The sequence below is a fragment of the Paenibacillus nuruki genome (assembly GCF_001721045.1).
In the GTDB taxonomy this organism is placed as follows: domain Bacteria; phylum Bacillota; class Bacilli; order Paenibacillales; family Paenibacillaceae; genus Saccharibacillus; species Saccharibacillus nuruki.
In genome coordinates, this window is the sequence record NZ_MDER01000035.1 from 124146 (window position 1) to 136938 (window position 12793).

A 12793-nucleotide genomic window follows, 5' to 3' on the forward strand; every position below is an offset into this window, starting at 1 on the left:
CTATTCACTATCGCTTTAATCTTTGATGAAATCGGACATATATAGGGTGAATATTGAGTTATTGTCTATCTGTTACCTATATTGAGCAAAATCAGTACATATTTTGCTTTACTATGGACAAAAATAGGGTCAATACTTGGGTTCCTATTTATTTGCCCTATTTTTGTCCATAATAAATAATACTTTTGATCAATGACCCTATTTTTGTCGCATTTCATTTCAAAATAACGCTAATAATCACTGTGATTATGGCTGATTGACACCCTAATTTTGTCCATAGTATACCCTACAATTGTCTATACTTCGTCCTATTTTTGTCGCACTTTACCCTAAAGTTGTCTATAGTTTGAACCTAAATCTGTCTGACTTCTGCCCTATTTCCGTCTACAAATGACCCTAAAACTGTCCATAATTCACCCTATTTTTGTCCGATATTAAGGCTGGCAAGCTAGGATTATCAACAGATATCATCGACTCTAAACAAGTAAAATATTTAAAACAATAAAAACAAGATATGTAAAATAAGATAAACAACTCAAAGTAAGATATTGTGCTGCTTAAGCTACTTTTATCATAGATTATCTATTATAATGAAGGAACGTCTTGGAGGTTATATAACATATGAAGAAAAATAATCTGGTTACAAAGTCTAATGATCTTATTGAAATGCCTTTAAAAATGAGTGTAGTTGAACTACGCATTATTTATGTACTGATCAGCATCATTTCACCGGAAGATCAAGAATTTCAACGTTACCGATTTAAGATTAGTGAATTTGCCAAATTAGCAGGTGTGAAAAATAAAAATATTTATGCACAAGTAAAAGAATACACACTAAATCTAATGTCCCATCCTTTTTACATAAATGAAAACTTACAAGTAAACTGGTTGGCATCTGCGGAATACTTTCCGAATGAGGGCATAATTGAAGTCGAATTTTCGCCCAAGTTAAAACCTTATCTTCTTCAATTGAAGGAAAAATTCACTTCATTTCGTCTAAACGATATTCTAAAGCTTAAAAGTGCTTATTCTATGCGCATCTATGAGCTTTTAAAACAATATGAGAAACTAGGTCAGCGTACTCTCAAAGTTCAACGTTTAAAAGAACTACTAGGTATCGAAGATCAATATCCCGTTTACTCCGACTTTAAAAAGCGTGTGATCACCAAAGCACAACAAGAAATCAACAAAAGTACAGATATCGAATTCAGTTATGTGGAACGTAAAAGCGGTCGTAAAGTAGATGAAATTGTATTTACGATCAAAACAAAAGCCAAACAAAATGTCACGATTCTTCCAGCTACTGAAGCGGTATCCTCAGTACAAACCCATACAGCTCATCGTTTAAGCGATCGTTTGAAAAAAGAATTTGGATTAACGACGATAACGATCCAAACGATTTTAAAAGCGTACGAAAAAGACTATATCACTGAAATTCTAGATATCGTCAAAATCGATGTACTGAGTGGACGTGTACATGATATTCCAGCTTATACAGTCGCTGCGCTGAAAAATGATTATCGCAAAAAGAAAACGGAGCTTGATATGGAGCTAGAGCGCCAGCACACATTGAAATTAGAAAAAGAACAAAAATCGCAGTTACAACAACAATATTATGCGGCTGTTGCTGAAAAGTTGAATCAGTACATTATTGCTATGAGTGAAGAACAGCTAAATATAGAAGTTCAAGCGATGTTACATAGTGTAGCTGACAAAGATATCGAAATTATTATCACAGATGTTCGTGATCCACAATTGATGTCTGGTGGTTACTTCAGACAATATCTCAATAAAAAATACTTTAGTGATTATACATTTGATGTATTTATGCTAGACATCACAAAAGCTTAAAAAAGAGAAGTAGCTATAATAGCCACTTCTCTTTTTTATGACATCATTACATCATCGGTGCATAAGCGCGAAGAAAAACGCGTACGCCTTCAGTAATGATATGCTTCACTTGCTTTTGATCCAAATCCTTAGGGTTCGGTTGATTAAATACCAGCAGAATCGTTAGTGCAGCAAAGTGCTTGGTAGCCATATGAGGATCAGGGATATTCAGTAATTTATTTTCTCCAAACGCTATAAACCTCTTGATAATGCCTTCTTCTGTTGCACGATCCATATCTTCATAAAAAGATTCTGGCAAATTAGCAACCTCTACCATAGCTAGACGGATCAAAGCTTTATAATCAGACGAACCATTGGCAAAGACAACTATTTGTTCACAAAATAAAATAAGAGCTTGCTCCAAATCATCAAATTCCAAAAGATGATCTGAAATTCCTTGTTCAATCATATTTAGAACCGTTGCACTGGTTTCTTCCATAACCGTAAGTAATAAGTGTTGTTTATCCCCATAATAATCATACACTGTCCGTTTAGAAACTCCTGCTCTATGAGCAACAGCATCAACACTGGATTGGTTAAATCCCTCAGATAGAAAAAGTTCTCGTGCTGCTGCAATAATTTTAGTTCGTTTATCTAAAGAACCTTTACGAACTTTTTTATTTTCTATCGTATTCATTCTCAAATTCCCCCCTTATAAGTATATTATCAAAAATTGATTAAAGTTCCACTTTACTTATTACACTGCACGGTATAGTATAATTCATTATCTGCTATATCCCAAGGAGGATTCTATACATGGAAACGATCTTTTCTTCTATTGATGTGCTTATTGTTGGAGCTGGACCTACAGGACTTACACTTGCTTGCGATCTTGCCCGTCGAAATATTAGCCACCGCATTATTGATAAAAACACTGTATATAACGTAGCATCTCGATCCAAAGCTATTCAACCTCGTTCCCTTGAGGTCGTTGATGATTTGGAAGCTATTGACTACATTTTAGATACAGGTGTTGTCGATTTGCCTGTTCGTTATTATACTGCTGATGGTAAAAGTATAGATAAGCCATCTATTACTGTTGCCGCTAGCAGCAAGTTTGAGACACCCTATCGTCATCCAGTCTGGATTGCTCAATTTGATGTAGAAAAAGCATTACGTGATTGCTATGTTATTCTTGGAGGTCAAGTCGAGTTAGGGATAGAAGCTGTAAAGCTTGTTCAAGATTTGGATGGAGTAACAGTAACTGTCAAGACATCGCAAGGCGAAGAGCAAATTCATGCTCGTTATGTAGTCGGTGCAGATGGAGGTAAAAGTAATATTCGCAAGTTTATTCAATTGCCATTAGTTGGCGAGACATACGATGATGAGCGGTGGTATCTGGGAGATATACAATTAGAAGGTCTGGATCGTGATCGTATTCATATTTGGACATCTTCAGAAGGAATGTTAGGGATAACTCCACTACCCAAATCGAATATTTGGCAACTGCAAGCCACTATTTCAGCAGAAATTCAAAACCCAGCAGAACCATCTTTAGAATTGTATCAGACTATGTTGGATCAACGAGCTGGTACTGGGCGTGTTAAGCTCACTCATGCATCCTGGCTTTCTATTTACCGAATCAATGTGCGAATGGTTGAATGTTATCATAGCCATAGAGTTTTCCTTGCTGGTGATGCGGCACATGTTCATTCTCCAGCAGGAGGTCAGGGTATGAATACAGGGATGCAAGATGCGTATAATCTTGGATGGAAACTAGCCGCTGTACTTCAAGGAGCTGATACTCATTTACTCCATACGTATGATGAGGAGCGCCGTCCAATTGCTCAAGCTGTTCTTCAAGATAGTTCTAAGAAAATAAAAGCAGTTACTGCAACAGTAACTGAAAGTGGGTCATTATCTCAATCTCTAAGTACAATATCCGATGATCTAACAAGCGGGCTTTCTATTTCCTATCGCTCCAGTTCTCTTACTCGTTCATTTACTGGAAAAAACACTCCTCTTTTACTACCTGGAGATCGTGCTCCTAATGCTGATATTCTGCAAAGTGAAAAATTTTCCGGAACTATTTTTGATCTGCTACGTGGTACACACTGGACAGTTTTAGCTTTTGTAAATCATACCGATTCTTCTATATTGGAAAACCTTACTCATGACCAGCTTCGCTTATATTCTATACTTCCATCACACACAGAGAGAACAGATCATATCATTGATAAAGCAGGAAATGCTTATCGAATTTACAATATATCAAATGAAGAACTACTATTGATTCGTCCAGATGGCTATATTGCACTACGTACTTCTATAGAAGAGTCACGATCTATTTTACAATATTTAAATGCTATCTATTACTTAAGTTAAATAGACTGTCTTATCCCAATTAGCAAGAAAGTGAACAGAAGGAATGAGATAAGTCATTCCTCCTGTTCACTTTTTTTATCTATTTTACATTAATATATGTTACTACTTATCCATGCATCGGATTACTCAGGTCTAATTGACGATATTGAATCGCTTCTGCAATATGAACCGCTTCAATCTGCTCCATATTTTCCAGATCAGCAATCGTTCGAGCTAATTTCAAAATTCGATCTCTCGCTCGCATACTCATTCCTAATTGTTCAAAAGCTGTTTCTAATAGTTGATTAGCAGAATCAGATAAGAAGGTATATTCACGTAACCATTTACCTGATAATTCACTATTCCAATGAATATCCAAATGCTGATAGCGATTCAATTGAATCTGGTGTGCTTGCTCTACGATAGCACGCATACTTGCCGAATCATAGCCTGTATCTTCTGTTCCTTCTTTGGCTCGTTGCCAATCTTGTTCGGTAGGACGAGGCACTTCTATTTGTAGATCTATTCGATCCAATAATGGACCTGAGATCTTGGAACGATAGCGAGCAATCTGGCTATGACTACATGTGCAAGGATGAGCAGCATGTGTACTCCCTAGATATCCACAAGGACAAGAATTCATCGAACCTGCTAATAAGAAATTAGCGGGAAATGAAAATACAGCTCGTGCTCTACTGATTGTTACTTGATGATCTTCAAGCGGCTGTCGTAATACTTCTAATACCGATCTTGGAAACTCTGGCAATTCATCTAAAAATAATATTCCTTGATGCGCCAGGCTGACTTCTCCCGGCTTAGGTATACTTCCCCCTCCAATCAATCCTGTAACTGTTGTACTGTGATGAGGGGCGCGAAAAGGACGCACAGAGATTAAGCCAGCATTAGAGTCTTTGAATCGTCCTGATACACTAAAAATTTTAGTCACTTCCAGTGCTTCAGCATCAGTTAAGACAGGCAAAATAGTAGGTAGACGTTTAATCAACATCGTCTTTCCTGTACCGGGAGGACCTAATAATAAGATATTATGCATTCCTGCGGCAGCAATCATTAATGCTCGCTTCACATGTTGCTGTCCGAATACATCTCCATAATCTTCTTGCATCGATGACGTGGGATGCTGGATATGTTCTTTTTTGACCTTTTGTACACGTAATGGGGACAGAATGACCATTTTGCGTGGATCTGATTTCTTTTTCGATTTATTCATCGAATCATCTATCGCTGTAGCGAGTTTCTGTTCATTGGGAGAAGAATGAGCATGAATTTGCTTTACTTTAATCTCAGGCTGATCGGGTAAAGACATGCGGAAAGATTCAATATGATCTTGCGATACACGCTGATTTGCTTTCGTATCGGAATCATGTTGTGAACCAGCAAACAAATCATTTAGATGATGAATAGCATATACTTCTATCCCTTCTACTAGCGCAGCTTCTGTTGCATTTTCTTGAGGAACCAATACTGCTTTTAACCCATGCTGACGAGCGGTATCGACCATAGACAACACCCCCGGAACAGGTCGCAAAGTCCCATCTAATGCTAATTCTCCAATTAACAAGATTTGATCTTGATCCGGCAAAACAATCTGATCACTTGTTGTCAAAATACCCATCGCAATCGCAAGATCAAAGGCTGAACCTTCTTTGCGTAAATCTGCGGGTGCCAGATTGATCGTCACTCGTTGATTAGGAAAAGTAAATCCGCAATTTTTAATCGCAGAACGCACTCTTTCGATCGATTCTCGAATCGCTGAATCGGGTAATCCAATAATCGCAACCATGGGTAGACCATTCGATAAGTCTGTCTCGACTTCCACCATAACTCCATTGATTCCATGTAAACAAGCACTAAATAATTTACCATACATAATAAAAAAACACCCTTTCTCCAAAAACCTTGTTAATCTCGCAACTGATTACAGTGCGGATAGAACTACCGGTTTATTGAAAAAGGGTGCTTCCTCTATTTTCAATAGATTTTATTTACAACTCATTATACAAAAGCAGCTACAATATGCTCCAACTCTACCACTTGATAAGAATGATTCATCTGAATCGTTATCACATCATAGCGAAAAGGAAAATGTGACTGCCCTTTGTGATGCGCATAGACTTCTGCGGTTTCCCGAATTTGTTTTTGTTTGCGCCAGTCGACAGATTCAGCGGGCGTGCCATATACATCACTTGTACGACTTCGCACTTCTACAATCACAATCGTGCCTTCGTAAAAAGCAATAATATCCAACTCACCACTACGACAGCTCCAGTTGCGATAACCAATCTGATAGCCTTGTTGTTCTAAATAATAAGCAGCGGTATCTTCGGCAATACGTCCTTTGTATTTGCGATCATCTGTTTTCACCAATCATGACCGCCTCGATTCAAATTCTTATCTGCACGATAAATAAAGCTAAGCACTTCAGCAACCAGTTCAAACAATTCACCCGGAATTTGTTGATCAAGATCAAGCTTCGACAATACTTCAACTAACGCCGCATCTTGTTGCACAGCTACTCCTGCTTCTTGCGCTTTTTCCAGAATACTTTCGGCAATTCTTCCTTTACCTTTGGCTACTACTATTGGAGCTGAATTTTGATTTGGATCGTATTTAAGAGCAACGGCTCTTTTGGCTCTCATTGCCATATCGTCTTTGGGTTTATTCATATTTTCATATCCACCCCTTTGTAATCAGGCGGTGCATAACGTTGTAAAAGATCATGATCTGACATACCTGTACTGTTTTCATTAGTAGCACTGGATCGAACAGGCATGGCATCTACTTTAAGAGATAACAATTGATAACCTAATGCACTCATCGCTGTAGCCATTTCTTCACGTTTACTTTCAACAAGAGGTGCGAGTTGTTCCAGATCATTATGCACTTTAAGAGTAACGATTTTGTCTACGACATGTACATCGACAAGAGTGGGTCCTAATGAATGCATATCTAGGTCAAACCATAGACGGCAATTAGAAGCGTCTAATTCTCCTTTAGGGCCACGGCGAGATTGAATCTGTACAGAAGCTGTTTCCTGTCCATCTGGACCTTTAAATGGAACAAACATCGTGACCTGTGCAAAAGGAGCAGTACGATCTGTATTTAGCAATAATTGCTGACCTGTTAATTGCTGAACTAGCTGTTGTGCGGCTTCTTTCAACGCTGGAGGAACATCATCTGCGGCTGTCAATTGAAGTAAGATTCCTTTTAATGTATCTTGAACTTTGCTAACAGCATCATCCGTATTCGAAGCCATTTGTTGTGCAATATGAGCTGGATTCGTCGCATCTACACTATTACGGTTATTTAGAAGTGCAGGATTCAGTAAAGGATCTGCTTCTGTTAGTGTATTCTGCGCATTAATTGCTGCTTGCGCCTGTGCATTGGCAGTCACTTGCTTCGGATTCATGGTGTTTTGCAATTCGGCATCTGGAGCTATCTGATCTGGATTTGTTGCGATTTGTTGGAATCCATTCGGATTAGCAACACGAGCTGTAGGTGCAGGCAATAGTTCTTCTAATGTAGGATTTGGCATACCATTAACCATATTCATATTAGACTGAAGAGCTGGATTAGCATTACGAGCCGTTGCAGGGTCTGTTGATGCTTGCGCAAGTCCATTAGCTCCCAAAGATATGGTTGTCTGCTCAGAGCGTGTAGCTACAGCTTCGGGGGCTGTATTATTTACACTTGCACGTGCTACTTGTTGTTCATGCTCTGCTCCAAGCAATTTCAACACACGACCCAACCACGGTTCTGTTGCTTGAGCTTTGGGACTACCTGTTGCTGCTGTATTTGTAGAATTAGCCAGAACTGATGGAGCATCCTCCGCAGTGTTTGACGGACTAATCGTTGTAGAAGCATTTGTCGTTGTCCCTTGTGCTTGCTGTGTTGGATTATTGGCTGTTGTGGTCACAGGTGCTGTTGGCGATTGAGGACCATTTGGATTAGGTACAGATGGTAAAGTCATTTTGCCACTATTAACATCTGTATCTGGATTGGCAGATTGTGCAACGATACTTCCCAATTGATCCAGTACCGTTTGTAATTTACCCAGTAACACAGATGTGGGATTATTATTTTGTGCTGGATTAGCATTTCCTTGAACTGCCTGATTAGGTGTCGATGGATTCGATGCTACATTCTCTGGCGCTTGATCGCTAGTTGTACCTTTACCTAGATTCGATGCATTTTCTTGTACTTGTGTCACGGTAGCACGAACCAGATTATCCAGATTGCTTAACAGATCATGAAGAGGAGGTCCAAATATCGCTTGCTGTAGACCGCTCACACTCTGTGCTGTCACAGGTAGACCCCGCTGAATCGCTACAGCCGCAGATTGTACCCATTCACCTACAGGTACACCAGCTGGCTTTTGAGACAGTGTTGATTGTATATTTTTGACGTTATCGGCATTAAGCGTTATACCCGACGCTCTCATCTGAGTAATCATTTCACGATTTTCTTTGGTATCTGGTAAATTAAAAGATTCTAATACTTCTCCCATCGACGCATTAGATAAAGGATTCGATGGATTGCCTGTTACAGGTTTTAAAACAGGTAACCCGTCTGAATCAGGAGCTTGTACTTGTAATAATGTAGTTGCTCCTTGTTGCAAAGGAGTCTCTAATTTGGCTCTAACTTTAACACCTTGAATCTGGACAACTGCTTCTTGCCCATCTTCCGATACGCTTGTCACCACTCCGCGGACAACTTGACCTTCTTTCAACTCCATTTGCCGTGCTTCACCTGGCTTGCTATCACCTATAAGCCCACGGAATAGCGATCCAATATTCATAGTCATCCCTCCTATCATCGTTTCTAGTTCATCATGATCTCTATTTTTGTATCACTAACAAGTAGACTATAAATAACTTCAACATTATGAAGACCATTTGTAGTCGATGCTTATGTATATTTTGATTTACGATTCGTCCTTTTGGTTATCTTATTTATCGGTTAAAAAGTGTCTAATCATGAGGATATGGCTGTACAAAAAAGAACCCGCTCTTTATTGTAAGATGCGGGTTCTTCCCATAGCATATCTATTGATATCTTCACATAAAGTAATATAGATGCATAATAAATCATTCTATCTTAGAATTCAATACCTTGATATCTAAAATAAAGTGGGTTGTTCGAGTAATAAATTGCCCAAAAAGCTTTTGCGATGTAATGGTGTAATCCCCTGCGCAATAATCTGAGCACGATGAACTTTGGTCGCGTATCCTTTATGACCAGCAATACCATAGCCTGGATATTGTTCTTCCCATTCACCCACACACAGACGATCACGAGTGACTTTGGCAATAATCGACGCAGCCGCAATACTGTGACTATTCGCATCACCTTTGATAATCGAGCGTTGCGGAATATCAAGATCTACCTTTTCAGCATCCACGAGAATGTAATCAGGAGATACGCTTAATTGTTGCAAAGCGATCTTCATCGCTAGCCTGGCAGCTTGCTTGATATTGATCTTATCAATCGTTGCTGCGTCTACATAACCAACACCTACAGCGAGTGCTTGCTCCATAATCTGATCATAGAGTTGCTCACGCTTTTTCTCAGACAGCTTTTTGGAGTCATTCACGCCTTCAATGATTACACCTTCAGGTATAATTACAGCTGCCGCAATCACATCTCCAAATAGACAACCTCGTCCTACTTCATCTACACCTGCAATATGGTGATATCCTTCTGTAATACATTCACGTTCATATTTTAACAATTCTGACATGATGATTCCTCCAATACTTAAGGAGTCTCCATGGAGATTCGTCCCATTTTACCTGCACGCAACTCACGCAAAATAACTTTAGACGCTTTTTCTAAATCAATGCGTCCACCACTCATTAAGCAACCACGTTTACGACCGATTTCTTCCATAATTTCTACGATTTCATTCGGGTTTTCGAAATCTTGTGGTTGTTCAGATAATTCAAAACGTTCAGCGATATTATCCCAATAGTGCTTGCAGATGTATTTCATTCCGAAATAAGCTACATCTTCTACGTTCAGAATTTCTTCACGAATAGCGCCTGTTACTGCTAGCTTATAACCGATAATTTGATCTTCAAATTTAGGCCATAAAATACCCGGTGTATCTAACAGTTCCATTTCTGTACCGACTTTGATCCACTGTTGCCCTTTGGTTACACCTGGACGGTCACCAGTCAAGGCAATACTCTTTCCTGCAAGACGGTTGATCAAAGTCGATTTACCTACGTTTGGAATCCCTACAATCAATCCGCGCATAGGACGTTGATTCATGCCTTTAGCAGCACGTTTGTCACGCTTGTCTTTCAACAAGACTTTAGAACGTTCAGCGATCTCTTTGATCCCTTGTCCACTTGCAGAGTCTAAAGGAAGAACAGCATGTCCTTCTTCTTTAAAATATTCAACCCATTCTGCTGTCACTTTGGGATCAGCCAAATCGGATTTGTTCAAAATAATCATTCTCGGTTTGCCCTGCAAAATCTCATCAATCATTGGATTACGACTGGAGAGTGGCAGACGTGCATCCACGAGTTCAATAACCATATCGATTAATTTAAGCTTTGCCTCGATCTGGCGACGTGCTCTTGTCATATGTCCGGGAAACCATTGAATAGCCATCGGTTTTCCCCCTTACTTCTTTAAATTAGCTGTCCGTATATGTTAGGCAGCTTTATTGTTCAACCCACTTCGCATCACTAAACGGCCAGAAAATAACATCTGCACGTCCAATAATATCTCCAAGCGGTATATAACCGATCATACGACTGTCTTGACTGTTGGAACGATTATCTCCCATTACGAATACATGACCCGCAGGTACAGTTCCATCCGGGAAATTCTCTGTTGGGAAATTGTTAATATTATAATCGCTACCTTGTGCATGTGCATTATCCAATGCCGATTGGATATAAGGCTCACTGATTTCTTTACCATTGACAGTAACTTTATCACCTTCAACTTTAACAGTGTCTCCAGCAACAGCGATAACACGTTTGATAAAGTCACGATTTTGTGAAGGAACTTTCAGTACAACTACTTCTCCAGGTTGCGGAGTACGAATATCGTATAGAATTTTGTTCACGATCACACGTTCACCCGTATGAAAATTCGGTTGCATGGATGGACCGTCTACAATAAACGGTTCAAACAAGAACCAGCGGATAACGACAACAAGTAACAAAGCAACCACAATCGCTTTAATCCACTCTTTCGTTTCGCTTTTCTTTTTCTTCTCAGGTTGTATCGTTCCTGAATCTGGATTACCTGTGTTGAGAGGTTCTTGTACTTCTGTCGTATTTGCTGCATGTACTTCATTGTTAGATGGTTTTGTGTCTTGCTCCATAGGCCATGCCTTCTTTCCTGGTTTAATTGGCGCTTTGTATATGTACCGACTAACATACTAGGACTAATCCTTATGCTACGTATACCAAGTACCTATACGATTTCACTCTATCTATTTTACACACAATTTTGTAAAAACCAAATTTTGAAGGATTCTATTCGTCAAGAAATACAAAAATCCCGTCTACAGCCGTGTATAAAGGCTGTCCGGCGGAATCGGATGTGAATCATTATCTTAAATAACAGCGTAAAAATAACGAAAAGGGCTTGTTTCACCAAGCCCTTCTCAATCGCGTATCCAAAAGGATTAACGACGCAATTCTTTAATTCTAGCTGCTTTACCGCGAAGCTCACGAAGATAGTACAATTTCGCACGGCGAACTTTACCACGACGAGCTACTTCTAGTTTATCGATTTTAGGTGAATTTACTGGGAAAGTTCTTTCCACACCTACACCGTAAGAAATTTTACGTACTGTAAAAGTTTCACCGATGCCGCCACCTTGGCGTTTGATTACAACTCCCTCGAACAACTGAACACGTTCGCGAGTACCCTCGATTACCTTAACATGCACTTTTAAAGTGTCGCCTGCACGGAAATTAGGGATATCTTTACGAAGTTGATCTTGAGTAATTTCTTGAATGATATTCATTAATAACTTCCTCCTTCCACACAGATGTTCATACGTCTCAGGGAATAATTCCTCATCATTGATCGTAGAGGACCATCAGATTCACACAACAGTCTAATATTATCATAGATCCTTATAGAATAACAATACTTTTTCAAAAAAAGTTAAAAGATATATCCACTTTAGATCATCTTTGATTCATTATCTATATGGTTAACTATTCAAAATCACTTTGTTCTAGTAGATGTTGTAGACTTTTCAAGCGATTGATTTCTTCTTCAAAAGTAAGATGATCTGTTAATCGACTATTTTCTAACGCTCGGATTCTTGCTGTCTTTTTGTGATCGATACTACGATCAATTAATTTCACGACTGTATTACGTCCACTGTAATCAGCGATAAAATACTTTTTGTACGATTCGACTTCGATATACATAAGATAGGCAAATTCCGGTAGCAAACGATTGATCACAATCGTAGCATCCTGTTCTACAAATTCTTTATTTAAAACTGAAGCATATCCCTGACTACGCAAGTCACTACTTAATCGATCCAACCATTGCACATATTCCTGTTGCAAATCATTCATGGTGTCCAAACTCCTATTCT

The 12793-nt window shown here is 39.0% G+C and carries 12 protein-coding genes; 2 read left to right on the forward strand and 10 right to left on the reverse strand.

Annotated elements, in window-relative coordinates:
• Positions 1-621: 621 nt before the first annotated feature.
• Positions 622-1851, forward strand: a complete 1230-nt coding sequence (locus PTI45_RS09900) for a replication initiation protein (RefSeq protein ID WP_069327401.1) — start codon at positions 622-624, stop codon at positions 1849-1851.
• 46 nt (positions 1852-1897) lie between these two features.
• Here PTI45_RS09900 and PTI45_RS09905 read toward each other — a convergent pair whose 3' ends face one another.
• Positions 1898-2527 carry a TetR/AcrR family transcriptional regulator gene (locus PTI45_RS09905; protein ID WP_069327402.1) on the reverse strand — a complete coding sequence of 210 codons (630 nt, stop codon included), beginning with the start codon at positions 2525-2527 and terminating at the stop codon, positions 1898-1900.
• Between the two features lie 119 nt (positions 2528-2646).
• On the opposite strand from PTI45_RS09905, the gene PTI45_RS09910 reads away from it, so the two are divergent.
• Positions 2647-4215, forward strand: a complete 1569-nt coding sequence (locus PTI45_RS09910) for an FAD-dependent monooxygenase (protein ID WP_069327403.1) — start codon at positions 2647-2649, stop codon at positions 4213-4215.
• Positions 4216-4321: 106 nt separating this feature from the next.
• Here PTI45_RS09910 and PTI45_RS09915 read toward each other — a convergent pair whose 3' ends face one another.
• The 9 genes from PTI45_RS09915 to PTI45_RS09955 form a co-directional block, all read right to left on the reverse strand.
• Positions 4322-6082 carry a YifB family Mg chelatase-like AAA ATPase gene (locus PTI45_RS09915; protein ID WP_069327404.1) on the reverse strand — a complete coding sequence of 587 codons (1761 nt, stop codon included), beginning with the start codon at positions 6080-6082 and terminating at the stop codon, positions 4322-4324.
• A gap of 125 nt (positions 6083-6207) precedes the next feature.
• A complete protein-coding gene (locus PTI45_RS09920; protein WP_241669336.1) occupies positions 6208-6576 on the reverse strand; it encodes a YraN family protein in 369 nt (122 codons plus the stop codon).
• Positions 6573-6878 (reverse strand): EscU/YscU/HrcU family type III secretion system export apparatus switch protein, encoded by a 306-nt coding sequence (locus tag PTI45_RS09925; RefSeq protein WP_069327406.1) that lies wholly within the window; start codon positions 6876-6878, stop codon positions 6573-6575. Before PTI45_RS09925 ends, PTI45_RS09920 begins: the two co-directional genes overlap by 4 nt.
• A complete protein-coding gene (locus PTI45_RS09930; RefSeq protein WP_069327407.1) occupies positions 6875-9010 on the reverse strand; it encodes a hypothetical protein in 2136 nt (711 codons plus the stop codon). The genes PTI45_RS09925 and PTI45_RS09930 overlap by 4 nt, the downstream gene beginning before the upstream one ends.
• Before the next feature lie 321 nt (positions 9011-9331).
• Positions 9332-9952, reverse strand: coding sequence for a ribonuclease HII (locus PTI45_RS09935; RefSeq protein ID WP_069327408.1), 621 nt, complete (start codon positions 9950-9952; stop codon positions 9332-9334).
• A gap of 17 nt (positions 9953-9969) precedes the next feature.
• Positions 9970-10830, reverse strand: coding sequence for a ribosome biogenesis GTPase YlqF (gene ylqF, locus PTI45_RS09940; RefSeq protein ID WP_069327409.1), 861 nt, complete (start codon positions 10828-10830; stop codon positions 9970-9972).
• Positions 10831-10882: 52 nt separating this feature from the next.
• Positions 10883-11554: a signal peptidase I gene (gene lepB / locus PTI45_RS09945; protein ID WP_083243447.1), complete on the reverse strand. Its 672-nt coding sequence runs from the start codon at positions 11552-11554 to the stop codon at positions 10883-10885.
• Positions 11555-11860: 306 nt separating this feature from the next.
• Positions 11861-12205, reverse strand: a complete 345-nt coding sequence (gene rplS, locus PTI45_RS09950) for a 50S ribosomal protein L19 (RefSeq protein ID WP_069327410.1) — start codon at positions 12203-12205, stop codon at positions 11861-11863.
• Positions 12206-12401: 196 nt separating this feature from the next.
• Entirely contained in the window at positions 12402-12773 is a 372-nt protein-coding gene (locus PTI45_RS09955) for a hypothetical protein (RefSeq protein ID WP_069327411.1), read from the reverse strand.
• Between the last annotated feature and the right edge of the window lie 20 nt (positions 12774-12793).